We start from the raw sequence: 25,311 nt of genomic DNA, 5'->3' as shown, positions 1-25,311 counted from the left end.
TACCCTATGAAAAATTTAATTCTAATTGTTGCACTTCTTTCCGTGCTGGGAAGTGGAGCAGCCAATGCCCAAAGCCGTATGATGGCTAAATCGGGCGAAACTGTGTGGATTTTTATCAATCCGGTCAAGGCAGACAAACGTGAGCAATTCGAAAAATTCCTCCATGAGATATTTTGGCCCGGTGCAAAAAAATTGAGTGCTGCGGATCAAAAGGTTTTCCGGCAAACGCGCATCCTGCATCCTACGAAACCCGAAAATGATGGCTCTTATGCTTACATTTTCGTCATGGATCCCGTAATAGATGGCGCCGATTACGATATTCCCAGTCTGCTGAAAAAGATGTACGGCGAAGCTAAAGGCATGGAGTACAACGAACTGTTTGAAAGTTCGCTCAACGGGCCACAAATTGGCTACATCGAGAAGCAATCCAAAGACTGAACGAACTCACTATCCACACTCTTCAGACCGGGCTGACGACTCTCGGGGTCGTCAGCCCTTTTTTGTATTTCCGCCGGAAAGAAGCGTAGGAGAAAATCGTCAGCAGAATATACAACCCGCTCAATCCGTAGCAACCATACACGAAAAATTGCTGAAAACTCAGGTCCGATTGCCCGAAATTTTTGTACAAAAGTACCCCCACGCTCCCCAGGTACCCGTACCAGTCAGCGAGCGTGACGATGAAACCGACGGTACTCACGTAGCGAAACGTAGCTACGAGTCGCTCGAAATACAGGCCGTTGCAGGGTACGTAGGCCATGTACATCCCCAGGCCCGTCAGCATGAACCATGCACTCGCCGATACGCTGCCGAGCTGGTATAGCCAGGTACTTAGTCCTACCAATATGGCTCCGGCAATCATGAGAATATTGATGAGTGTAAACGCCCGGAAGTGGTCTTCGACCCAGCGCAGGCCGGCCATCATACCCAGAATCAGGAGAGCGATAAGCGTTTCGGTTTGGGCAAAAATCGTCGGATTGCCGCTGACGGTACCTTTCAGGATTTCGGGGGCGAAATTATCCCGAAAATCGCGGAAGGCCGAGAGCAGGACGTAGGAAATAATCAGCAGCGTGAGGCCCGTCGGAAAGGTCCCTAAGAAATTCCTGCGGTCGGTGCGGTTCATCGGGAGCCGCTCGGTGCGCAGAATTTTGTCCTCCTCGGAGGGCATGGGCAGGCGGCTCAAACCCCACACTGACAAGAGCAGAGGTACCACGAAAATCAAACCTGTGACAAATGGCGCCCAAAGCTCCGAAATGCCACCCTGCTGCATCAGCAACAAAGCCACCGTCTTGACCAGCCCCGAAGCAAAAATAAACGAGGCCGTCAGCGCAGCGACCAGGATTTCGGTTTGTTTGCGCCCCTCCAGCATAGCCAGTACGGTGCCGTACACCATGCCTAGCGGTAGACCGTTCAGGAACAAAAAGATGATGTTGTAGGGCGCAGGTACCAGACCGAAGCCCAGCAGCGCCAGCTCAGCGAAACCAATCAGCCCCAGTACGTACCAGGGCCGCTGGTGGGGCTTCATTTCTGACACTATTTTGACGCCAATGCCCTTAGAAACCGCATAGCCCAGTACTTGAGCTGTGATCAGCCAGATTTTGTAGTCGATGCCGCCGAATGCTATGCCCTCAAACTGCACCGCCGTGATACCCTTGCGGAAGCCGTACATGCTGGTGTAGGTGCAAAAGGCGGCGATGGCACCGAGGGCGGTGGTGTAGAGTTCGGGGTTCTTTTTCAAGCGGGAGGCGGGTTTTAGATCATGCAAATACGGGCAGAATCAGGGTATATCCAAGACTAAGCGCGTTAAGAAATTGCGAAGCTATCTTTTCTGCCCTACTCCACCCATCCTTCCGGCTGCCTTCCGGTGCGCGACAGGCTCTCGTTGCAAGGTTCACAGGTATTCCAGTAGGGGTACTCCGTTGGGGCGAAGGGTTGCAGCGGCGCACGGAACCGATTGATATAAACAATCTTTTCCGTCCGGGCCGAAACTTGAAAGTACCCCAATATGGGTCGTCCGCCCGACGGACCGCCGCTCGTAACCTCCTCGTGTAGATTTCCGACGAGCGTAGCCGGAGGAATGTCAAACACGCTACCCACATTGCCCGTCAGGTTGCGCACGCTCAGCCAATACTGATACGCCCCCCGGCTAAGGGACTGTTGTCTGATTTTGAGATAGTAAGGAGAAATATCGTCATTGGGAGCAGTACCGATGGGCTGTCCGGTCAACTGCCGCCCATTGACAAGCCGATCGGAGGCAATCAGGATGTCGCCCGCGCTACGGGTGATATTCCAGCAAGGAGTACAGCAGCGCTTCCAGTAGGTGGCCGCCTCTTGGCGGAAAAGAGAACAGAAGTTGGGCTTCTCATAATGAGTCCAATCCCATTGGTAATAATTCTCCTCTTCGTCCGGATCGCTCACGTCCAGGTAGACCAGGAATTCTCCATTGTAGGCGGCCCCTGGTCTGGTGATTTTGCGGAAAGACGAATACACCGTGTCGATGGGCGGCACGGGCCGCAGGAGTTCGGGATCAGAATGGTAGGTTTGGCCATCGTAAACGATCGTAAGCGTATAGGTACGTCCGATTTCGCCCCGGAACCCGGCGGGCGAGTCGAAATTACCTTTACCATCATCCGTGAAGTCGGTGCGGGTGCCTTGGTCGTCGGTCACCCAGACTTTTGCCCCCTGCACCCGCTCGTCGTACACGCTTTCGGTGCTGTTGTAGCCCGCCGACAGGGTCAGGGCGAAGCGGTACGGGCCGGGGGCGTCGGTCAGGATACCCTCGAATACCAGGCACTTCTCGCCGCCCACGAGTTTCGGGTCATAAGGATCGACACAGGAAGTGAGCAGCAGGATCAGTAAAATTCCGAGATAGGTACCTCTCATTTGAATCTAAAATTATAGCTGATCGAAGGAATAATCGCACCCAGCACCGATAGTTTGTACGCTTTTACCGGGTTGTAGTATTGAGGATAAACCGGGAGCGTATTCACATACACCGAGTAGGCGTTACGCCGACCCAGCACGTTGTAAAGCGACAGGCTGAAATCACTCTCGAAACGTCGGCCAGGTACCCTTTTACCATTCACAACCAGTCCAAGATCGCCACGGATGTAGGCAGGCAGGCGCCCCAAGTTACGATCGGTATAGTAGGGTACGGTGCGGGTACCTATGTATATTTTGGCGGCAGGGTAGGTAATCGGTCGGCCGGAGGTGTACACGCCGTTCATCGACAGACTGACGCGGGCGCTGAGTTTGTAGTTGAGCACGGCATTCAGGACGTGCGGACGGTCGTAGCCCGCTGGGTAGTAGGTACCCTCGTTGATGCGCTCGCCGGGTGTGGTACCGGCGAGCCGGAAGCGCGTTTGCGAGTAGGTATAGCTTAGCCAGCCTGTCAGCAGACCGCTGTTGCGGCGCAGCAGCATTTCCAGGCCTTGCGCAAAACCGTTGCCTTGTAGTACCGCCGTTTCGGGATAACGGTTGAGCAGCAGCGGTACGTTGCCCCGGAAGTCGGTGACGTGTGTAAGTTTTTTATAAAAGATTTCCGCTGAGAATTCGACGCCCGATTTGGGCAAAAGCTGAAAGTACCCCAGCGACACCTGATCGGCTACCTGCGGCTGCACGTATTCGTCGGCCAGTTTCCAGCGGTCGGCGGGTAGGGCGGCAGCGGTGTTGGAGAGTAGCTGCAGGTACTGCACCATCCGGCTCGCGCCCAGTTTGAGCGACACGTCCTTGCGCAGCGACCAGCGTACCGAAAATCTTGGCTCGAGATTCCCGAACGTACTACCCAAACTACCCGCTTGCGTCACCACTGAATCGGTGAGGCTTTCGGGGGTGGGGGCCGCTCCGGTTGTGTAACGGTATATTACGTCCGGCCCCAGCCGCCCGAACCACGAGCCGCGCAGCCCCGCCTGCACCGACCACCGCTCGCTGAGGGTAAGGTCAGTGTTGGCATAAAGGGCGGCTTCCAGCGCCTGCTCGTTGGGGAGCCGCACGGGATTTACCTGTGAGTAGGTACCTACCGCGTCGAGCCGCCCGGCGGTGACTTCGTAGCGGATGGCGTTCAGACCGAGGTCGGTTTGCCAGCGGTCATTCGGGGCGTAGGTAAAGTTGGTTTTCAGTTGAGCGTAGTCCACGCCGGAAGTAAGTCGATACGCTTTGGCTGAGTCAGGTACGCTCACTTCGGCGACATAGCGACTCCAGACCGCGCTACTCTGCACCTGCCAGCGAGCCGACAGGTAGTGCGACCAGCTCAGCGTGGCCGCATTGGTGCGCCAGGCGAAAGTCGTAGCCGAGCCGCTCAACTCGACTTGATTCAAAGAGTCGCCGGGCAGCGTGAAGCTATCCGTTGAGCGGAAGGCTGTGAGCGATACTTTATTGCGGGCATTGGGCCGAAAATCCAGCCGGGCATTCAGGTCATGGAAACTACCCTTCACGCCTGCCACGGCTTTGATGGGAAATAATTTGAGCATTTGATTGACCGTCGAGAGTCGCCCGGCGGCATAGAAAGCCAGCTTTTCTTTTACAAGCGGCGCTTCGACCATCAGCCGACTACTCAGCAGCCCGATGCCCGCCGATACGCCTAGTTTGGAAGCGTTGGCTTCGCGCAATCGCACATGTAGCACTGAGGCGGCGCGGCCCCCGTAGTGGGCGGGCGCACTGCCCCGGTAGAAATCCATGTCCTGCACCACGTCGGGATTGAAAACCGACAGGAATCCCAGCAAATGCTGCGCGTTGAAAAGGGGTACTTCGTCCAGTAGGATCAGGTTTTGGTCGGCAGCCCCGCCCCGCACGTTGAAGCCCGTGGAAGCTTCACCCACGCTGCTCACGCCCGGAAGCATCTGCACTGAGCGCATTACGTCCAGTTCGCCAAGCAAGGTAGGTAAGTTGCGCAACGTTCTGATGGATAGCTTTGTGAGACCCACGGCAGTACTTAGTACCTGCTGCCCAGGCTGCTGGCCCGTGACGATAGCTTCGCGCAGCAGGGTGACGCGCTCAGCCAGTTGAACACTCATCGTGTCGTTCGCACGAACTGTGAGGCTGCGCTGCTGGACCTGGTAGCCTGCGAACGAGAACTGAATCGTTTGCAGACCCTTCGGTACCCGCACGGCGTAGTACCCCAGCGAATCGGTGGTGGACCCGTAGCCCACATCAAGTACTTGCACAGACGCCCCGGCCAGAGGACGGGCAGCGGTATCGCGGACGTAACCCGTGAGTTGGAAGGTGTTTTGGGCTAAGGACGTCAGTTGGAGGAATAGGATGAAAAATAGCACGTAACGTGTTTTCATTTACCAGTACTTTTTTAGTAGATAAACTCCATCCTGAATTTGAAAATTACGCATTGGTAGTTGGCCAATCAAATGATGTCAAGTAGGTTGTCGGCTATTCCACGGTTTTTTGCCTAGGGTACCCTGGGATGCTCCAACATCCCCGGAAACATCCTTTCGTTTGGGAAACCTTCACTTATCGGGCACGTACCAAAAAGGAATAGCAATCAATTCATCCGGTTTCAAGCGTCCCTCTGTTTTCAGACCTACCTTGAGCAGATTTTTCCCAACGCGCAGGTTATCGGGGATTAGGACAGTCTGCCAGCCCCGTTGCTGGTGTATGCCCCGTTGGGTGAACAGCACGTCGGGCTTGCTATACAAAGAGTCGTTGATGACGACATGCAGCATGTTACGCATGACCTCAGTGCTCCAGTCGGCGTACCGTTGTCGTCGCTCCTGCCTCGACAGGCTGTCGTCCATGACTGGTTCTTTCGCCACGACCTTCAGTAAGGTATCCAGGGTTTTGGGGTAGGCGATAAACAACCGGATATACGGTTCCTGGATCACATCGGCCTGAATGCTGGCCTGCGCGAGGTAGTCGTTTTCATCCCGTAAATTGTCGTACGCCAGCGGGTTGACATAATGCTCATCGATTCGGGCCGTGTATAGGTGTCGGGAGGCCAACCCCTGAATTCTACGATCGGTTCTTGAAAGATCCGCAGTAAATTCCACAAAAAACGACCCCATAAATACCACCATCACAACTGCCATGGTTCGGAGAATATATTTGGTGGGTATATTGCTGTAAAAAGTATTGGAAATAGCCGATATAGGTTTATAGATTCCCATCATCGACGCCTGGCTGAACCGCATGAGGCCATACTGGAGTTTGGTACCAATCGGATGTTGCCTTACGCGCTTGTTACTCAGGATGATCGTGGCCGTCAAGTAGAGGACGAGTAGGACATTAAATGCGATTTTTAAGATTTGCCACACCTCGGCGGGAAGCGCTGGACGCAATATCAAATAAACCGACAGTACTATCACGTACCCGACGGCGATAAGGAATAGCATCATTACCATCAGAAAAGCCGTGGCGAACACGATGTTACACCGGCGGTCGAGTCGAACGATGTATCGATCGAGCGGCCCCAAATCTTTTTTTATTTGCTCCTGGGCGTACGTTGAGATAAAGGGGATCTTGTCGTAGCGAATCCCGGAAGGATAAACGGCCAGCAATCCCACTAAGCCTACCCAATACGCCCGCATGACAAAATTGACCAGAAAGGCCAGGAAAAGCACATAGCAGGCCGACTTGGTCATGCTAAAAGCTAACATGGGTAATAAGCCGGGTAAGCCCTCGGTCTGGGTGATGAGGTTGTAGCGCAGGTAGTCAAACCCCTGATCGAGCAGATCGGGAAGTTGCAGAACCGCGAAGATTGCCACGCCGGAGATGGCCAGTTCCATCTCCCAGCTTTGGGCGGTCAATTCGCGGAGTTTATCCTTGTCAGCGGACGAAATCGAACCGGGTGAGGGCTCTTCGGATGGGGTCATTGGGTACAGTTTCGGTCTAAATCCTGTTTCGATACAGGGCGAACACATAGGTTCGCCCTTACGATTATTCCAAAACCTCCACTTCCAACCCACTCGCCGCGTTTGATTGCGTGTAAATCCGCTGGGTGGCTTTGATGAAATCTTCGGGATTGGCTTTGTAGATGTTTTCGACGTACTTCTGCGGGTTGCGGTCGAAAAGCGGGAAGACGGTACTTTGTACCTGTACCATAATTTTGTGGCCCTTTTTGAAGGTATGCAGCACGTCCTGCAAGCGGAAATTTAGCGGCGTGAGCGTATTGGCTTTCAAGAGTTCGGGCTTGGAGAAGCTGTTGCGAAAACGGGCGCGCATCACCTCGCTGCGTACCATCTGCTGGTAGCCCGCCAGTACTACTTCCTTGTCTACCATATAGCTGTGGTTTTTCTCGTCGTCGGGATACACGTCGATCAACTTGACAAAAAAATCGGCGTCGGTACCCGTGGTGCTGAAATTGAGCTTGGCCATAATTTCGCCACCCAGCGTGATATCTTCCGTCAGTACGTCGGTCTCGAACACCAGCACGTCGGGACGGGTGGAGGCAAAGCGCTGGTCTTCTGACATATAGTTGAAGGGCGTAAAACCCGTCATCTGGTTAAAATCCTCGGTGTAAGGTACCGGCTTCAGCGGGTCACTGACGTACTCAGTGTAGGCACTCCCGGCGGTTGGTTTGTCGAAACTCAGCTTGCCGTCTTTGTGAAAATACAGCGTTTGCTTCTTAGCTTGGGGAGCGGGCCATTGATCAAATTTCCGCCACTCGTTGCGACCCGTGTTGAAGAGGTAGGCTTCGGGCAGACCCGTTTTGCCGTCGCCCGCGCCTTTCAGGAAGTGGGAAAAGAATTCAGTTTCGATATTCTTCTGATAAAAAGTGGCGATGCTGTCGCCAAAATAGATGTCATTGTGCAGCGTATGCCCGGTTTCTCGGCCCCAGCGTCCGTGTCCGAACGGCCCCATCACCAGCGTATTGTAGGCGTTGGGGTTGTTCTTTTCGATGGTCTTGTAGGTATTCAGCGGCCCGTACAAATCCTCGGCATCGAACCAGCCGCCCACTGTCATGTAGGCCGACGTAACGCCTTTCAAGTGTGGCAGGATATCGCGCTTCTGCCAGAACTCGTCCTTATTGGGATGGTCCATCGTTTCCTGCCAGAAAAAATTGTCCTGGTAGTACTTGTTGAAATTCTTCAACGGCCCCATGTTCAGGTTAAAAGTATAGCCATCGGGCTTGGCACTGATGAATTCATCGTTGAACCAGGAATCCGTCATCGGCTTGGGGTGCTGAATGCCAAAGACCGGGTAGGTCAGGTAGTACCCTTGGGTGAAGGCGCCGTTGTGGTGAAAATCATCAAAGAAAAAGTCGGCAATGGGGGCCTGCGGCGAAGAAGCTTTCAGAGCCGGATGCTTGCTGAGCGAACTGGCCGTAGTGTAAAAGCCGGGATAGGAGGTACCGTACTGACCCACCCGGCCGTTATTGTTCGGAACATTCTTGAGCAAAAACTCGATGGTGTCGTACATATCCGACGCCTCGTCCACATCGTTCTTACCCTTTTTATTATCAATATGGGGCGTCATATTTGTCCAGGTACCCTCGCTCATATAGCGGCCGCGCACGTCTTGATAGACGTAAATGTACCCGTCCCGCATGAGATAGGGGTTGGGGCCGAGGCGGGTAGGAAACTCGTCAGCTCCATAAGGGGCGATGCTGTAACAAGTGCGCTGCATCAGGAAGGGGTACTTCTTGCTGGCTGAAATGTCTTTTGGCGTGTACAGGATCGTGTGCAGCTTCACGCCGTCGCGCATCGGAATATCGTAAATCGTCTTGTTGTAATGCTCTTGGATGAAAGGCTGATCGGAACTAGGTTGGGCGATGGACGTAACGGCCATCAGGGCGCCCAGAAGGACAAGTAAAATGCGCGACATAGGTTAAGGATTGGGTTGGTTTTAAGGAAAATCTACCTGTAAATATCAGAAATTAGATGGTAAAACAACTACTTTGTCTATTTTTGACGTTTGGCAAAAAAACCTCTTTACCTACTATTCATGAAGAATTTCCTTTTTAGTCTGCTCGGTTTGGTGGCCGCTACCCAGAGTTTCGCCCAATCGGATCGCTGGCAGCAACACGTCAAGTACGAAATGAATGTGGATTTCGATACCAAAACGCACCGCTACACGGGTACCCAGAAACTACAATACACCAATAACTCGCCCGATACGCTCAATAAGGTTTTTTATCACCTCTACCTCAATGCCTTCCAGCCCGGTAGCCAAATGGACGTGCGCTCGCGTACCATCGCCGATCCTGACTCCCGTGTGATGGACCGGATCTATAAGCTTTCGCCCGACGAAATTGGCTACGAGAAAGTCAAATCCCTGAAACATAAAGGCAAAGCGGTTTCCTACCAGGTAGCGGGTACCATCCTGGAAGTGACACTCAACGAACCGATTCTGCCCAAGACCACCACGACCTTCGACATGGAATTTGAGGCGCAGGTACCTATTCAAATCCGCCGCACGGGCCGCTTCAATAAGGAAGGCATCGACTATTCGATGGCTCAGTGGTACCCCAAAATGAGCGAGTACGACTATGAAGGCTGGCACGCCGTACCGTACATTGCCCGCGAGTTCTATGGCGTTTGGGGTGATTTTGACGTAAAAATCACGATGGACGCCGCCTACACCATCGCCGCGACGGGGTACCTACAGAACCCAGACGAGATCGGCCACGGCTATTCCAAAAAGAATGTCACGCATAAAGCAGGCGACCGCCTCACCTGGCACTTTGTGGCCCCACAGGTACCTGACTTTGTATGGGCCGCCGATCCCGACTACGTGCACGATGTGGTGAAAGTGGATGATAACCTCGACATGCATTTCTTTTACCAGAACGACACAACCAACTATTGGAAAGAAATGGAGCCCTACGCGGTGCGCTGTTTCAAAATCATGAACGAGCGCTTCGGCAGGTACCCTTACAAGCAATATTCGGTGATTCAGGGCGGCGACGGTGGCATGGAGTACCCTATGGCGACGCTGATTCTGGGAAGAGGTAGCCTGCGCGCGCTGGTGAGTGTCACCGTCCACGAATCCATTCACAGCTGGTTCCAGAACGTGCTGGGTACCAACGAGTCGAAGTATCCCTGGATGGACGAAGGCTTCACAACCTACGCCTCGAGTGAGGTGAGCGCTCAGCTTTTCCCCTCGCGCAACGACACCCATTACGGCTCATTCGTATCCTACCAGCGGCTGGTAGAGTCGGGCCTGGAAGAACCCATGACTACGCAGTCGGACCACTACAATACCAACCGTGCTTACAGCACCGCCGCTTACTCCAAAGGCAGTGTTTTTCTGCACCAGTTGAGCTACATCATCGGTCAGTCCACCTTCGACCGGGGCATGAAACGGTACTTCAACGAGTGGAAATTCAAGCATCCTAATCCCAACGACCTGAAGCGCATCATGGAAAAAGAGTCCGGCCTGGAGTTGGACTGGTACTGGGAAGATTGGGTAGGTACCACGCGCACCATCGACTACGGCATCCGTGAAGTGCTGCCCAACGGCAACAAAACCAACGTGGTGTTGGATCGGCTGGGCAAAATGCCCATGCCCCTCGACGTGGTGGTGAGCTATACCGATGGTACCCAGGAAAATTTCTACATCCCCTGGAAATGATGCGCGGCGAAAAGAAAGAAAACATCTACGCCAAAACCACCCTCCTACCCGACTGGCCCTGGGTGTATCCGGAGTACAGCTTCACGATCAACCGCCCGGTCACCAGCATTCAGCGCATTCTGATCGACCCTACCCACCGCATGGCCGACATCAAGCCCGACAACAACGTGTACCCTACCCTCACGGAGGTACCCCGGGTGAAAGTAACGAGTGAATAAGTTTTTTAAGGTAGCAAGTACCTTAGTGAAAGGGGTAGGTTCTTCGGAGGCTACCCTTTTTTGGGACTTAATATTTTTCTAAAATAATGATAGAACAAACCATTGATTTCGAGCGCATTTTGGCTGCCTATGATGTATTTCCATTGCCCGAGCCCCGGCGTTTTGGTTCGGGTCACATCAATGATACTTTCCTGGTAGAGGCAGAGGATGGGGCGCGTTTTGTTTTGCAAAAAATCAATGCGGCGGTTTTTCGGGTCGGGGCCATTGCCAATAACCTGCGGCTGGCAGCACGGCATTTGGCCAAACAACATCCCGATTATCTTTTTGTCGCGCCGATTCCTACCCTGGCGGGAGACGAACTCATGGAGCTGGCGGGTGAATCCTGGCGGTTGACGCCGTTTGTTAAAAACTCTTACTCTATTAATGAAGCTACCACACCGCAGCAGGCCTACGAAGCCGCCCGTCAGTTTGGCTTATTGGCCCGAAATCTTGACGGGCTGGATATGTCGCGCTTCGAGGCTACCATTCCCGACTTTCATAACCTGAGTTTCCGCTACCGGCAGTTTCAGGAAGCGTTGGCGGCAACAACCGATGCGCGCCGAAGTACGGCCCAGGACGTAATCGAATATTTCTTAAAGAAAAACGAGATTGTGGACACCTACGAAAGTCTGCTGCAAAACTCGGATTTCCCTGATCGGCTGATGCACCACGATACCAAGATTAACAACGTGCTGCTCGATGCCGACACACAGCAGGGCCTGGCCGTCTGCGACCTGGATACGCTAATGCCCGGCAAGGTCATCTCCGATCTGGGCGACATGATCCGGACTTTCGTGAGTCCAGTTTCAGAAGAAAGTAGTGATTTTGAGAAGGTTGTGGTCCGGGAGGATTTCTACCGGGCCTTGATCGAAGGGTACCTTGCCGAAATGAAAACCGTGCTGACCGAAACAGAAAAATCGGCGATTTTTTATTCGGGTTTGTTTCTGGTTTATATGCAGGGTATCCGTTTTCTGGCCGATTATCTCAACGACGACGTGTATTATCCCATCCAGTACCCCGAGCACAACCTCGACCGCGCCAGTAATCAGATGGTACTTTTACAGGATTTGTACAGAAAGGAAGAGGCATTGCGGGGCATCATTCAGAATGCGCTTTCTGATCAATAAGGCTGTCAGCGTTTTGGTCATCGCAGTCGCAGTGTGGTACCTATTCTTAGTCCCAGTCTCTGGTATTGATTCCCGATAAATTGCCCCACTACCTCCACCCGGAAAAGCCGGATTATACCATCCACGCCATAGACCAGTTCGGTATAATTCTTCACGGAAGGGGTACTCAGGTAGTGTACCTGTAGCATTTCGTTTAGTCCCGCCAGCCGCACGAAAGGCAGGCGCGTGAGCAGGAAGCGTTGCGAATTCCAGAGTACGTGGCCCTGTAGGTACCGCCCGGCGGTGCTGTATCGGTAGTAGGGCAACATCCTGAAGCTGGTGAGTATATCGCCATTCTGGAAAAAGAATTCGTTGCCCATGAAATGCCGGAAGTCGGGAAAATAGAGCTTTTTCTGGCTTATAAATCCACCACCGGTAACCGAAGCGCGCAGATTGCCGCGGGGTCCTGTATCCAGATTCTGCCGGATGCTGCCTTCCAGCTGCGTGTAGTCAGGGGAGGTACCTTCGATCGGAATCGCGCGTTTGAAACCAATCAGAAAGGTAGGCCCCTTGTTGTACCAATAACGTTTTTGGCCGTTGCGGATCGCGTACTTTTGCCAGGGCCTCAAATTCATGTTTACATTCCAGAGCAAGGCGCGGTGGTTGGGAAAACCCGTATCGGCCAGCTCGGCATTTTCAGGTTGGTTGGAAGTGTAGCTACGGTTTTTCCAGTCTATGTACTTTTGCGTTTTTTCAAGGTTGGAAAGTTCAGAGCGATCCGAAAATTCCAGGCCGGACGAGAGGGTCAGGATATCACCCAGGTAGCGGTAGGTGTACTCGGCGCGAAGAAATTGTTTCTGGTAGATTTTCAGAAAATTCTGCTCAAAAAGCAGCGTAGTCAGACTATTCAGGCCGGGCGAAATCGGGTTGTTTTCGTTGAACTGGTATACATACTGCCCGCCTTCGACGGTAGCATTCCACTTTCGGTTGCCCAGGGTACCCTGCAAGGTACCCAGCAGCTTTTCGCGACCGAAGGCGTAGCGGGCCAGAGGTTTGATACTGGCTTCGTAATTCCGGCCCCAGCGTTTTTTCCATTCCAGCACCACGTCGAAGACGTACCCTTCCACGGTATTGTAAGCCAGCGAACTGGCCGGGCTCTCAAAGGTCAGGTAGTTGCGGTTTTTGAATTTATAAGTATGGCCCGTCAGCAGATGCAGGGGATTGAACGTCGTGGAGTCATTGCGGGCGCTATCTTTATCCATCTTAGCTTGCTTCACGATCCGCACGCTATCCTGAATGCGGTAGCTTTTCACTTCCAGTTCCGTCAGCGGCACGGGGCGCAGGGTTTGCCAGTAGGTCGTATCGCGCTTGTTGGCCAGCGAATCCACACTGATCGAATCCTGTCGCACGGCCCGCACGTCCTTCCCTTCGGCTTTTCGCTCTTTCTTTTCCTCCTTTTCGTATTCCTTAATGAGCTTTCGAAAATTCTTGGTGGAAAACTCCTTCTGCTGCTCGATCATTTTTTCCAGGTCGGCTTTTCGGGAAACCGACGGGGTGCTTTCCTCCTTTTTGTGGTCCAGAATCGTGATGTCTTCTTTCAGATTGGGGTCGATGTTGAGCTTCTGATAATTCATCGACACCACATACTTGAACTCGCCCGCAAAGCCTAGGTACCCCCTTCGATCCTGAACTGCTGATTGATCGGCAGCCACACGTTCTGCACCGGGCTGAACAGCTGCTTCACCCGAATTTTCAAGCCCTCGTAGATCGTTTCCAGATCAAAACTGTGGATAGCCCAGCGGTCTTCGATGATGTACAGACTTCCGCGAAAGGTACCTTCCCCGTAGGCTTTTGGAATCACTTTGATCTTGTTCACAATCTCGCCCCGATCTTCAAAGAACCCTTCGTACTCAAACCTGTAATAGGCGAATGCCTTCGGCGACAACGGCGTGGTGGCCCCGCCCACCTCGGGACTGTAAAAACTCGCCAGCACGTATTGATTAGGCGTAGGGGTACTATTATCCAAGCTGTTACGGGTCGAAAGAATCTTCTGATTGTAGGTGTTGGGACGCCGATAGGTGATCTCGGTAATGGATTCGTTCAGGAACGCCTTGCCTTCCTGGACGCCTTCTTTTTTTAACCGTCTTTCCAACAAAAACGGAATTTTGGTCGGTAGTGCCGTGCTGCGGGTGTAGGCACGAGCGGTGTAACTGCGGATCTGTAGCTGGTGAAAACGCGCTTTGGCAATGGCGCGCCGCATGACGCTGTACGCCGGATCTTCCTTGCCCCTACCTACCTGCGCCGCGTCGAGGTTGAGCGGTTGCTCTTCAAGAACCACATTCAGTTCCAGAAAATCTTCACCAATTGTAACGGTTTTGGTCAGCGTCTTAAAAGAAAGGTACTGGAACACCAATTCGTACTTACCCGCCGGGAGCGTAAGTTCGTAACGTCCCTCGGCGTTGGCCAGGGTACCTGTGCTGGTACCCTGCACCACAATGCCCGCGTAGGGTAGCGCCTCTCCCTGCGACGTGGCGATCAGGCCACGCACGCCGCCCGCTCGGGCGAAGTTTGAGAAAACAATCAGCAGGAAAAGTACTCGGAGGTGCATAGATATAGCCAGATTTCCTGATTAAACGAACAATGCGTCCGAATCGTGAGTTAGGTCACAGAGTTTCATAAGGTTCGGCATAGAGTTTTTTCAGTAAAAGATTAAACCTCGAAAGTCGAATCTCAAACACCTACCCATGTCCACCAAAAAAATAGCCCTCATCACCGGTCCTACTTCGGGAATTGGCAAAGTTACTGCCCTCGAACTGGCCAAGCGCGGATTCAACCTGATTCTTTTGGCCCGGAACCCCAAAAAAGCGGACAAACTGCAACTCGAAATTGGCGTTAAAGCCGAAACAGCCTTCATAGAGTGTGATCTTTCCAGTCTGGCGTCGGTGCAGCGGGCCGTCGAACAGATCCGCTCCGATTACAGCCACATTGATGTGCTGATCAACAACGCGGGCCTGATGATGGACCATGAGGAAATTACACTGGATGGGATAGAAATGACTTTTGCCGTAAACCACGTGGGGCATTTCCTGCTCACAACGGGCCTGATCGATTTGCTGAAAGCGGGCACGGACGCCCGCATCGTCCACGTGTCGTCGGGGGCGCATCAATTCGCGAAGTTCCGTATCGACCAGCTCGTGAAGCCGGATAAATTCAAACCTTGGACAACCTATGGCAACTCAAAGTTGGCTAATATTCTGTTTTCCAATGAATTGTCAGCGCGTTTGCAACCCTTGGGAATTACGTCCAACGCCTTGCATCCTGGTTTTGTAGCGACGAGTTTCGGCTCCGGTTTTTCCAGTTTTGGTAGCGTTGTCATGTGGCTGGTCAGGCCCTTTGCCAAGTCGCCGCAGGAGGGAGCGCAAACGAGTATCTACCTCGCCAGCTCACCCGAAGTCTTTGGTGTAACGGGCAAATATTTCGAAAACATGCAGCCTATAAAACCCGCCAAAGAAACGCACAGCAAGTTTCTGGCCACCGAACTTTGGAAACTCAGTGAGGATTTGGTCAAAGATTACATTCCCGCCAAAGCCTGATCCAGATCGGCCATCAAATCATCGGCATGCTCCAGCCCGACCGACACGCGCAATAGATTTTGCGGCGTGAGAGTGTCCGGCCCTTCCGTCGACGCCCGATGCTCGATCAGACTTTCCACCCCGCCCAGGCTGGTAGCGACGGTGAAGAGATTCAGTTTTTTGACAAAAGCCAGCGCTTCCTCTTTTCCTCCCCGTACCTGCACCGAAAGCATCCCGCCGCTCAGTATCATTTGTCGTTGGGCCACTTTATGTCCGGGGTGAGAAGTCAAGCCCGGATAATGCACCCGCTCGATGGCAGCATGATTTTCCAAAAACTCCGCCAGGCGCTGTGCATTGGCCGACTGTTGCCGTATCCGCACAGCCAGGGTCTTGATGCCGCGCGCCACCAGCCAGCAGTCGAACGGCGAAGGTACTGCTCCGCCCAACGTTTGGATTTGCCGGGCGCGTTCTGACATTTCGCTTTTTTGCTTAAATACCAACGCGCCCCCCAGCACATCGCTATGGCCGCCGAGGTACTTCGTGGTCGAGTGCATCACCACATCACAACCCAAATCCAGCGGGCGTTGCAACACAGGTGTTGCCCAAGTATTGTCGCACACGCTAAGGAGCCCATGTTCCCGCGCAAGCTTTGAAACGGCGGTCAGATCACTCACTTTGAGCAAAGGATTCGAAGGCGTTTCCAGCCAGATCAGTTGGGTTTCGGGGCGGATGGCTTCTTTTATGGCAGCCAGGTCGGTGGTATCTACCTTGGTGAAGGTGAGCCCCCACAGCAGAAACAATTCCTGCAACAGGGCGGGCGTTCCATAGTAGGCATCGTCAGGAATCAGCACGTGATCACCCGCTTTCAGGCATTGCAGCAGGGTCATCGTGGCGGCTTGTCCGGATGCAAAAGCCATCGCCTCGCTTCCGCCTTCCAACGCAGCCAGAGCCTGTTCGAGCTGATGGCGGTTGGGGTTTCCGGCGCGGGTATAAAGGTACCCCTGGGGTAGTTCGTAGTTTTCGTCCCGCTCATAGGTCGTCGAGAGATACAGGGGCGGCACGACGGCAGCGGCGTTTTTATCTTTGAAATCGGAATGGTGGAGAGCCAGGGTTTCGGGATGCATGAGATGATTTATAAATTAATATAGTTTTGCTGTAAATCAGGAATTTGTATTTCTGAATTCTGCTTTACCAGTCAGGCGGGGTACTTGCGGTATAAAAAAATTGAACTGCGAAGTGTCAGACCCGGTTTTTTCAAAGTACCGAAAATTTGCCCGATTTTTGTTTCGATTAAAGTTAAAAACAAACTTTCCTCCTCGTTATGTATGCCACATTGTATAAAGCCAACACTTTGAGAACACTTGGCCTGCTTCTGATTTTTATTGCAACCTTAAGTACCTCTTCCCACGCCCAGGGGATTCATTTTCAGGAAAAAGGTATAGATGAACTCATCGCTGAGGCCAAGCGCCAGAACAAACTGGCGTTCGTAGAAATATACCTCAAAGGCTGCCCACACTGCGAGGCGCTGGCTCCGGTACTGGACGAGAAAAAAGTGGGCGATTTCTATGATTCCACCTTTGTCAGTGCCAAGTACGAGGCCAACTCACCGCTTTCCAAAGCCTTGCAGGAGAAGAAAAAAATCCTGTACTCCGAATTTCCGCTGTTTTTGTTCTTCGACGGCAGTGGTCAACTCATTCATCAGGGTACCCCCATCGACAAGCCGACCCGCCCCGAATTCATTCAGGAGGTACTTCGCCACGGCCACGACGCGCTTTCGCCCGCTACCCGCACCAGCAGCTATCCGGCCCGCTACGCGCAGGGCGACCGGAATCTGGACTTCCTGATCAACTACGCCCGTTATGCCAAAACTACCCGCGACACGGCGCAACTGGCGGTCCTTACCCAGGAATTCGGAAAATTGTTTGCACTACCGGCCGATCTGGAAAGTCAGGTAGGGTTTTTCATCATCAGCCGCTTCATCGACGACATGCAGAATCCGATGGCTCAGTACTTTTTCAGCCATTTGGATACGTATCGTAGTAAATATGGCCCCCAGCCCGTTCAGCAGGCGGGCGAGAGTGTCCTATACCAGAGCTTGTATGGCCGGCAAACCAACACTTTACCCTCGACCGACATCATAGCCATTCGCAAGGCCATGGAATCTCTAGGTACCCCCGCCCCCATAGCGGCCCAACGGACGATCCTGAAAGAACTGGAGGCCTATTTCCGCGAGAATAATACAGCTGCCGCCACCGCTCGTTTCGACGAATACCGGGCATCCAATGCGCCCAAGATTATCGATTACGCCTACCTGATGCGGTTTTTCAACGAAAAAGCGCCGGACAATTCTTACGCCGCCAGTCTGGTTACGTGGATCAACGATGCCCTGAAGCCTTTCAAACCCGTGGCTCTGAATCGGGCCGAAGTGGCCGAATTGTACCGTGAGCAATCGGAAGCGTACTGGCGGTTAGGCAAGAAGGCCGAAGGAAAACAAGCCGCTGAGAAGGCGGTAGCCATTGCGAAAATCGTAAAAGAAAAACCGGAAACCTACGCCAAACAACTGGCCAAGTTTCAGTAGGTACCTTTAGTAGAAGATCGTGTAATACCAAGCGGGTACCTTGAACAAAGAACTTTATTTTTCCCACCTTTGCGGCAGCAAAACCCTCAACTATGGAACTCACCACCCTGCTCCTCTCCGTCGAAAATCACGTAGCGCATGTGAAATTCAACCGACCGCAGCGCGCCAACGCCCTCAACCAAACGGCCTGGAAGGAAATCCAAAACGTTTTTGAAGCGCTGGATGAGGACGAACAGGTACGCGTGATCGTGCTGAGTGGCGAGGGGAAGCATTTCTGTTCCGGCATCGATCTGGAGCTACTGATGAGCGTGACGGGCCTCACAGAAAATTGCGAAGGGCGTAAGCGGGAAAAACTCCGCAAACAGATTCTGGCTTTGCAGGTCCCCATCAATGCCATCGAGCAATGCAGCAAACCCGTGATCGCCGCCATCCACGGGGGTTGCATAGGCGCGGGGGTCGATCTTGTGGCGGCTTGTGACCTGCGCTACTGTACGGAAGATGCGTTTTTTAGCATCCGTGAAATAGATATGGGTATGGTGGCCGATTTGGGTACCTTGCAGCGTCTGCCCCACATCATTCCGCAAGGTACCCTGCGCGAAATTGCCTTTACGGGACGTTCAGTATTTGGCCCCGAGGCCCAACGGATTGGTTTGGTGAATGAAGCTTTTGAAACTAAGGAAAAAATGCAGGAAGGCGTTGCTAACGTGGCCCATCAAATCGCCGCTAAATCGCCCCTATCCATCCGGGGTACCAAGCACATTCTCAATTATTCCCGCGACCATTCTGTAGCCGATGGCCTTGACTATATGGCTACCTGGAATGCTGCCATGCTGCTGTCCAACGACCTGACGGAGGCCTTTCAGGCATCGATTCAGAAACGGGAAGCAAATTTTTTGTAATCAGTATCAGAACTCTCCGCTCGGAACAAAGAACTTTTTTTGCTCTTTTTTGGGTAAATCGACCACTTCCTTCGTTATTTGACCGTAACCAGGAAAAACCAGTATGAAGATCAAGTTTTCTCTCGCCTACCTTTCGGTACTTGCTTTGTGTGTAGGTGCCTGTACCTCATCAAAGCAGACGGCGGTGCGTTCGGTGGAATCGCAACGCGCTGCCGGTCAGGCTGCCCCAACGTCTATCAACGAGCCCACGCTGGTAGGCGTCACCAGCAAATTTATCAATATCGACTCCACCCAGGTGCGCGTGTTCGTGTACGTGGATGCGGTGGCGAATCAAACGCCTATCAGTGTAGAGGATTTTATACGCCTGTATAACCTCAACTACGTCATGTACTCCGATTACGGAACCCGCGACCGGCTCGCCTACGGCAATGTACCTTTGACCCCCCAAAACCTCACCCGGCTGGGCGATCAGGTCGTAGCTCAGTTTGATGTCAAAAAACCCGGCAAGGACTATGGCGTTCTGCTCATGGAAATCAGCCAGACGGGTACCCTGAAAAAAGTGTTGAATGACCTCGCCATCCGGTTTCGTGAGCAGCGCGACAGCGACCGGTTCGCGGTGTACGAGTCCGGGAAGCAGGTACCCCTGCGCCGCCATTTCGTCACTCAGAATGAGCCCGTGCAGATTCGCTCCATCAGCGACAGATCGGAACCGCTTCAGGTATTCTATTATCGCCATGGGTTCGATGCGGCGGCTTCTCCCATGAACACCGTACCGCGGACCGTCTCCAAGTCGCTGCAAGTAGATAGTACGTTCACGATTCAGAGTAACGAATCGGTCGCTTTTGCGCAGGAAGGGTTGTACTACATTCAGTCGGATACTACCCAAGCCGAAGGGTTGGGCTTGCTGGTGACCAACGACCGGTACCCTAAAATGACCCGGCCGGAGCAATTGAAAGAACCGCTCTTATACATGAGTACCAACCAGGAAATCACCGAAATGCAGAATGCTCGCGACAGCAAGAAAGCCCTGGACAAATACTGGCTGTCGCTGATGGGAGGAAATCCCGAACTGGCCCGGCAGGTGATCCGCAATTATTATAGCCGGGTGGAAGAAGCCAACCGCCTGTTCACCAGCTATAAAGAAGGCTGGAAAACGGACAAGGGAATGATATTTATTATTCTGGGCCCACCTGATAAGGTACAGCGCAGCAAGGACAAGGAAGTGTGGGTGTATGACCAGAAGGCCAACGCCACGAACGTCAATTTTACTTTTAACAAACGATCTAACCAATTCGTGGACGATCATTATGAGTTGGTGCGCTACGTAGAGTACCAGCCCATTTGGTATCCCGTAGTAGAAGCATGGAGAAACGGCGCTATCCGGTAAGAAAAACCCCCTCAATCCCGAAATCCGACATGGTTTTCGGGATTCAATCTGTTTTGGAAACCCTTCGTTCGGGGAAAGAAATCGAACGGCTCCTGATCCAGAAAGATCAAAGCTTTCCCGAAATTCAGCAGCTGGCCACCGAGTTGCAGGCGCCCGTCAGTAAGGTACCGGTGGAAAAACTCAACCGCCTGACCCGTAAAAACCATCAGGGTGTGGTTTGTTTCATCTCGCCTGTGCGGTATGTTTCGGCCCATAATGTGCTGACGCAGGTATACGAAGAGGGTAAAACGCCCCTGTTCCTGATGCTCGACCGCATCACCGACGTCCGCAATTTCGGAGCCATTGCCCGCACCGCCGAATGCGCGGGTGTGCAGGCTTTGCTGGTACCTTTCAAGGGAGGCAGCCAGATCAACGCCGACGCGATGAAAACCTCATCGGGTGCGCTCAACTACCTACCCGTCAGCCGCGAAGGTAGTATTCTGGATACCCTTCATTATCTGCGCGACAGCGGTTTGCAAGTGGTGGCCTGCACGGAAAAGAGCGAGGGTAGCTTGTATGAGGTCGACTTCACCATTCCTACGGTGGTCATCCTGGGCTCGGAAGAAGACGGCATTTCGGAGCAACTACTCCGGCTCTCCGACCACAAAGTGCGCATTCCGTTACTGGGCCAGGTTGAGTCGCTGAACGTATCAGCGGCCACGGCCGTGGTATTGTATGAAGCCGTCCGGCAGCGCAGCCAATCCTAGGATGTTTCTTTATGAAGCGAGTAAAAAAACCGGAGGCATAGCGCTTCCGGTTTTTGAGTTTAACCTAACCTATTTGTATATGGAGCGAATTGCCGCTTTCATGGCCACTACAAAGGTACCCTGGCTTCGTTTCAGGTTTTAGAGCGAATCTACCCGTTTTAGAAAATGGGTAGATTCGCAGCCTCTGTTCATTCAACTACCTGAATATACGTAGGTATTTTTACTTGATTTATCCAACGGTCTTTTATTTAAAAGACTCTCCTACAAACGAATACCCTGGAAAATATCTGAGCATTTAGTCAACGGTTTGGCAGGATGCACGATTGCCTGTAACTTGAAATCACTATTTTATATCTGTTTTGTTAAAATCAACCCATCGTATGAACACTACTAAATTGACCGGTGAAGAAGGCAAGTTTATTTCATCAGCCCAGGCGGCTGAGTTTACGGGCCGTTTTCATGAAAAGAAAAAGAAGGAAGGACAGAAGCCCGGCACCTACGTCGAAGCCCAGTTTTATGGTAACAAGCAGCTCCAGAAACTCATGAAAAAAGACGGCTGCGTAGGATTACGGTTTTACTTTGGGGTCTCCGAGGATAGGGAATTGGCCGATCACGTGGTGGTGGTAGCGGTGGACGCCGACGGGAAGGATCTGACCCGTACCCGTGTGGGTCTGAAAGACATGCCAGCCGGTGACGACGACGCTTTGGCTGGGGGGCCCTGTTGCCCGCACAACTGCAATCCCTAATCCCGGCTGAGCCTATGGCTTATTTTACCTATTTCGAGCGGTACCCGCTGGCCAGTTTTGCCGTTTTTTTTATTTTACTGCCTCTGTCTCTGGCATTTTACCGCTTTGCGTGGTTGGATCGAGCGTTCCGGCTCTTGACTATATTCCTATGCCTGGATCTGGTATTAGGCTTAGGAATGATTCATTTGGCGGCCCATCGGTCCAACAACCTGCTCTTGCTGAATCTTTTTGTACCCTGCCGCTATCTTTTATTCAGCGGTATGTTTTATTACAAGTTCCGTTCACCCGGGTTCAGGAAAATGGTCCTGTATACCCTGATCGGTTTTGTACCTTTTACCATTCTGGATGTGTACGCCAGTAATACCCTACTGAGCGATCTGCACAACCACCGGGTAGGGAGGTACTCGCAAGTGGTGGAAAGCGTCCTGATTATTCTGTGGGCGCTGCTGTATTTCTACGAAATGACCAAAACCCTGACCGTAAAAAATATCATCAGTTACCCTTTTTTCTGGGTCTGTGCCGGATTGCTCCTTTTTTATTCCGGCAATATCTTTTACTTTCCCTTTTGGTACTATATGTATGTATGGGAAGACGATTTGAAGCTGGGCTTTGTCGAAGAGGTACCCAACGTCGTCGAGATCATCTCCCTGCTTTTGTTTTCAATTGGTATCTGGCAAACCCGAGCCCATCATGACAGCCCTGAATCCTGAGCAATTGCGCTGGTCGATTCTGATTGCCTCGCTGGCCATGCTGCTCATGGCCGGGTTTGTGATCACCTTCATCATCTATTACCAAAAGAAGCGGCTTGAGCAGGAAAAAAATCTGCGCGATGTGGAAAAGAACTATCAACGGATGTTGCTCGAAACCGCCCTGAATTCAGAAGAGGCCGAGCGGAGGCGCATTGCCCAGGACCTGCATGACGACATCGGTACCATGCTTTCGCTCACCAAGCTCAGCCTCAATCAGCTCCATAAAAACATGAACAAGGAAGATCCGCGCTCTGAGTTTACCCTGCATAAAGCCCAATCGCTGGTGGAAGAAACCATCATCCACGTGCGGCGTATCACCCGCGACCTGGTACCTACGACATTGGAGCAGTTTGGATTGGTAGCCGCCATCGAAGAGTTCATCCACCGCTTGAGCGACAATGTTTCACTTACTGTCCATTTTCAGTGCGACACCGAGCATATTCCCCGGCTCTCGCCCCGAGTAGAACTGGCCCTTTACCGAATCATGCAGGAACTTGTCAACAATGCCATCAAACACGCCAATTGCGACGAAATCGAGATCGACCTGCACTTGGACAAAGGGAAATTGGAACTTCAGGTAACGGACAATGGCAAAGGGTTCGACGTCAAGGGCTTAGAACCCAGCCAACAGGAGGGTCTGGGATTACGCAACATCGAGAGCCGCCTGAGCGTGATCAACGGGGCGGTGAACTATCAGAAGCCTGGCATCCGGGGGCTGCGGGCCCGGGTGCAGATTCCCGTAGAAGCCGAGCGCCCCATCAAGCCCGAACCATTGCACCCGTTCAGAAAGTCGCCTGCTGACCGGAGTGTATGAATTCCTTGTTGAATTGTTGGAAAGTTAGATCTAATTTGAAACCCAATACTGATCGTCAACTGATTAAGAAAAAAATCTATTTTTACGCAATTGCCCCTCACCCAATAAACAGTTACACAACACAATGCTCAAACTTGCCATTGCCGACGATCATGAACTATTCCGAAAGGGCTTTATTTCCATGCTCAGCGGAATATCCGATTTTGAGTTTGTTCTTGAAGCTGCAAATGGCCAGGAACTGCTGGATAAGATTGCCACCCGCTCGGTTGACATTGTGCTGATGGATTTGCAAATGCCCGTCATGGACGGCATGCAAGCCACCGAAATCCTGCTTGAAAAGCACCCTGAAGTAAAAGTAATCGTGGTATCCATGTACGATGAAGACCGCTTCGTCATTCACATGCTTGAGAAAGGCGTGCAGGGGTACCTGCTCAAAGATACCTCGCCCGACGAGGTAGAAAAAGCGATTCGCCGAGTGGCCGAAGAAGGATTTTATTACAGCGACTTCGTTTCGCGGGCGATGCATCGCAAAATGGTTAACCGGTCGCCCAATAAGCAGCCGTTTTTTACCACCACGACCCAGGTAGGCCTTTCCAATCGGGAGCAGGAGGTACTCAGGCTGCTGTGTGACGGGCTTTCTACCGCCGAAATCAGCGACAAATTATTTATAAGTACCCGTACCGTAGAAGGACACCGCCTGCGGATTCTGGAAAAAACGGGCACCAAAAATACCGCCGCCGCCGTAGCCTTCGCCTATAAGAATCACTTGATTTAATTGTGTACGGCGGGGCGCCCCGAGGCGGCAGCCCGCGCTGTTGTGTAATTGTGTAATTGTGTTATTGTGTAATTGTGTAATTGTTGAAAGGAAATTTGAACATCAGGGTACCTACTCTTCAATCTCAAAACACGTTGTCCCTATGTGCCTCTGCCCCTTCTATACTCCTGTACTTAGCCACTCCTGTTCTAAAAAACTCACTTCCGCCCGTAGTAATTCAACGTAACACTCGTGGCGGTACGGCGTTCGCTCAGCGTAAAGTACCCCTTCATCTCCCGATCGAAACAGACCGCTTCGCCCTGAGGTTCCAGCTCGTAAGGTAGGGTCTTCGAGGCCTGCCGCAGGAGCGCTTGACCAATGGTTTCACCCGATTTGCGTCGCCAGTAGTAGACATTTGTATAGGTACGTATCAGAATCTCCTGCCCATCTGCCGAAATATCTCCACCCGTAGCTAGTAGCACCGCCGGAATTTGCCCCACCAGTTCTGCCGTAACGACTCCGTCGGTAGACTGTGGGTACGGCAGGCGATAGATCCGGGTCCTCTCGAGTTCTTTGGAAATAACAAAGAGATCCTTGGTTACCGAATCAAATAACAGCGTTTCGGCATCGGGGGTACCTTCGGGATAGCGGTATGTGACCCTTGCGATTTGATCGGCGGAAAAACTGCCTTCGAGGCTCGTCAGTTCGGGCATTCGGTATATCGAGTGAGAAGTCACGCCCGGATTGGCATCATTGTTACCAATATCGCCAATATACAGATAGCTTACCCCTTCCTGTGGCCCGCCACCCACGGCAATGTCCTCCCAATCGTAATTGACAATGCCAGGCAGCACATAACTGCTGATCGAGGTACCTTCATGATTAAGCAGGAAAAGCCGATTATCACTGCCCGCGTCTTCGTGCGTCCAAAGGTAGCCGGGCAGGGTTCGGCTGTCGGCCAGGCCCGAGGCTTCGTCCACCTGGCCGGGAGCAATGGGCACGCGCAGGGGTACACTCTCAAATACATCGGATCTGGTAGTATCAGGATCGACGACCACCGGATCCTTGTCCAGGCAGGCGGTTGTGATAAACAGCAGAAACAAAAGGGAAAAAGGGAACGCGTGGGCAGACTTCATTAAATCTTCATCAAGGTACATTTGGTAAAAATACGTACTTTTGCCCCTCAAC

The 25,311-nt window shown here is 52.5% G+C and carries 22 protein-coding genes; 13 read left to right on the top strand and 9 right to left on the bottom strand.

Annotation, left to right across the window (positions count from 1 at the left end; genetic code table 11):
- Nucleotides 1-6 precede the first annotated feature (6 nt).
- Complete coding sequence (locus tag GBK04_RS19355; protein ID WP_152762507.1) at nt 7-438, top strand: hypothetical protein; 432 nt, start codon at nt 7-9, stop codon at nt 436-438.
- Nucleotides 439-460: 22 nt separating this feature from the next.
- Here the strand turns inward: GBK04_RS19355 and GBK04_RS19350 are convergent, their stop codons facing one another.
- The 5 genes from GBK04_RS19350 to GBK04_RS19330 form a co-directional block, all read right to left on the bottom strand.
- Complete coding sequence (locus GBK04_RS19350) at nt 461-1,735, bottom strand: DUF5690 family protein (RefSeq protein WP_152762505.1); 1,275 nt, start codon at nt 1,733-1,735, stop codon at nt 461-463.
- A 95-nt stretch (nt 1,736-1,830) separates the two neighbouring features.
- A complete protein-coding gene (locus tag GBK04_RS19345; RefSeq protein ID WP_152762503.1) occupies nt 1,831-2,880 on the bottom strand; it encodes a DUF4249 domain-containing protein in 1,050 nt (349 codons plus the stop codon).
- Nucleotides 2,877-5,282 (bottom strand): TonB-dependent receptor, encoded by a 2,406-nt coding sequence (locus tag GBK04_RS19340; RefSeq protein ID WP_152762501.1) that lies wholly within the window; start codon nt 5,280-5,282, stop codon nt 2,877-2,879. Before GBK04_RS19340 ends, GBK04_RS19345 begins: the two co-directional genes overlap by 4 nt.
- Nucleotides 5,283-5,453: 171 nt before the next feature.
- Nucleotides 5,454-6,815 carry a hypothetical protein gene (locus GBK04_RS19335; protein ID WP_152762499.1) on the bottom strand — a complete coding sequence of 454 codons (1,362 nt, stop codon included), beginning with the start codon at nt 6,813-6,815 and terminating at the stop codon, nt 5,454-5,456.
- A gap of 64 nt (nt 6,816-6,879) precedes the next feature.
- Entirely contained in the window at nt 6,880-8,766 is a 1,887-nt protein-coding gene (locus GBK04_RS19330) for a CocE/NonD family hydrolase (RefSeq protein ID WP_152762497.1), read from the bottom strand.
- A gap of 120 nt (nt 8,767-8,886) precedes the next feature.
- On the opposite strand from GBK04_RS19330, the gene GBK04_RS19325 reads away from it, so the two are divergent.
- The 3 genes from GBK04_RS19325 to GBK04_RS19320 all read left to right on the top strand — a co-directional run bounded on the left by GBK04_RS19325 (nt 8,887) and on the right by GBK04_RS19320 (nt 11,899).
- On the top strand, nt 8,887-10,515 hold the full coding sequence (locus GBK04_RS19325) for a M1 family metallopeptidase (RefSeq protein ID WP_373331140.1): 1,629 nt from the start codon (nt 8,887-8,889) through the stop codon (nt 10,513-10,515).
- Nucleotides 10,512-10,733, top strand: coding sequence for a hypothetical protein (locus tag GBK04_RS30820; RefSeq protein WP_373331139.1), 222 nt, complete (start codon nt 10,512-10,514; stop codon nt 10,731-10,733). The genes GBK04_RS19325 and GBK04_RS30820 overlap by 4 nt, the downstream gene beginning before the upstream one ends.
- 86 nt (nt 10,734-10,819) lie before the next feature.
- On the top strand, nt 10,820-11,899 hold the full coding sequence (locus tag GBK04_RS19320) for a phosphotransferase enzyme family protein (protein WP_152762495.1): 1,080 nt from the start codon (nt 10,820-10,822) through the stop codon (nt 11,897-11,899).
- Between the two features lie 17 nt (nt 11,900-11,916).
- On the opposite strand, the gene GBK04_RS19315 is transcribed toward GBK04_RS19320, so the two are convergent.
- Nucleotides 11,917-13,590 carry a DUF5686 family C-terminal domain-containing protein gene (locus GBK04_RS19315; protein WP_505952489.1) on the bottom strand — a complete coding sequence of 558 codons (1,674 nt, stop codon included), beginning with the start codon at nt 13,588-13,590 and terminating at the stop codon, nt 11,917-11,919.
- Entirely contained in the window at nt 13,545-14,486 is a 942-nt protein-coding gene (locus GBK04_RS31610; protein ID WP_505952488.1) for a carboxypeptidase-like regulatory domain-containing protein, read from the bottom strand. The genes GBK04_RS19315 and GBK04_RS31610 overlap by 46 nt, the downstream gene beginning before the upstream one ends.
- A gap of 136 nt (nt 14,487-14,622) precedes the next feature.
- Between GBK04_RS31610 and GBK04_RS19310 the strand changes: the two genes are divergently transcribed.
- Entirely contained in the window at nt 14,623-15,471 is an 849-nt protein-coding gene (locus GBK04_RS19310; protein ID WP_152762493.1) for an SDR family oxidoreductase, read from the top strand.
- On the opposite strand, the gene GBK04_RS19305 is transcribed toward GBK04_RS19310, so the two are convergent.
- Nucleotides 15,450-16,574, bottom strand: a complete 1,125-nt coding sequence (locus GBK04_RS19305) for a trans-sulfuration enzyme family protein (protein ID WP_152762491.1) — start codon at nt 16,572-16,574, stop codon at nt 15,450-15,452. The genes GBK04_RS19310 and GBK04_RS19305 overlap by 22 nt on opposite strands.
- Nucleotides 16,575-16,771: 197 nt before the next feature.
- Between GBK04_RS19305 and GBK04_RS19300 the strand changes: the two genes are divergently transcribed.
- The 8 genes from GBK04_RS19300 to GBK04_RS19265 all read left to right on the top strand — a co-directional run bounded on the left by GBK04_RS19300 (nt 16,772) and on the right by GBK04_RS19265 (nt 24,144).
- Complete coding sequence (locus GBK04_RS19300) at nt 16,772-18,028, top strand: hypothetical protein (RefSeq protein WP_373331138.1); 1,257 nt, start codon at nt 16,772-16,774, stop codon at nt 18,026-18,028.
- A gap of 92 nt (nt 18,029-18,120) precedes the next feature.
- Complete coding sequence (locus GBK04_RS19295; RefSeq protein WP_152762487.1) at nt 18,121-18,927, top strand: crotonase/enoyl-CoA hydratase family protein; 807 nt, start codon at nt 18,121-18,123, stop codon at nt 18,925-18,927.
- A 103-nt stretch (nt 18,928-19,030) separates the two neighbouring features.
- The gene (locus GBK04_RS19290) at nt 19,031-20,314 is read left to right on the top strand and encodes a GWxTD domain-containing protein (protein ID WP_152762485.1); all 1,284 of its coding nucleotides are present in this window, start codon (nt 19,031-19,033) and stop codon (nt 20,312-20,314) included.
- Nucleotides 20,290-21,060, top strand: a complete 771-nt coding sequence (rlmB, locus tag GBK04_RS19285) for a 23S rRNA (guanosine(2251)-2'-O)-methyltransferase RlmB (protein WP_152762483.1) — start codon at nt 20,290-20,292, stop codon at nt 21,058-21,060. Before GBK04_RS19290 ends, rlmB begins: the two co-directional genes overlap by 25 nt.
- 380 nt (nt 21,061-21,440) lie before the next feature.
- Entirely contained in the window at nt 21,441-21,806 is a 366-nt protein-coding gene (locus GBK04_RS19280) for a hypothetical protein (protein WP_152762481.1), read from the top strand.
- A gap of 14 nt (nt 21,807-21,820) precedes the next feature.
- A complete protein-coding gene (locus tag GBK04_RS19275) occupies nt 21,821-22,516 on the top strand; it encodes a hypothetical protein (protein ID WP_152762478.1) in 696 nt (231 codons plus the stop codon).
- On the top strand, nt 22,497-23,369 hold the full coding sequence (locus GBK04_RS19270) for a sensor histidine kinase (RefSeq protein ID WP_152762476.1): 873 nt from the start codon (nt 22,497-22,499) through the stop codon (nt 23,367-23,369). Before GBK04_RS19275 ends, GBK04_RS19270 begins: the two co-directional genes overlap by 20 nt.
- Before the next feature lie 124 nt (nt 23,370-23,493).
- Nucleotides 23,494-24,144 (top strand): response regulator transcription factor, encoded by a 651-nt coding sequence (locus GBK04_RS19265; protein WP_152762474.1) that lies wholly within the window; start codon nt 23,494-23,496, stop codon nt 24,142-24,144.
- Nucleotides 24,145-24,341: 197 nt separating this feature from the next.
- Here GBK04_RS19265 and GBK04_RS19260 read toward each other — a convergent pair whose 3' ends face one another.
- A complete protein-coding gene (locus GBK04_RS19260) occupies nt 24,342-25,259 on the bottom strand; it encodes a PE-PGRS family protein (RefSeq protein WP_373331137.1) in 918 nt (305 codons plus the stop codon).
- Nucleotides 25,260-25,311: the final 52 nt, after the last annotated feature.

This window comes from Salmonirosea aquatica, assembly GCF_009296315.1.
GTDB classification, from domain to species: Bacteria; Bacteroidota; Bacteroidia; order Cytophagales; family Spirosomataceae; genus Salmonirosea; species Salmonirosea aquatica.
The sequence above is the reverse complement of the archived record's forward strand: the minus strand, read 5'-3'. Positions and strand labels throughout refer to the sequence as shown.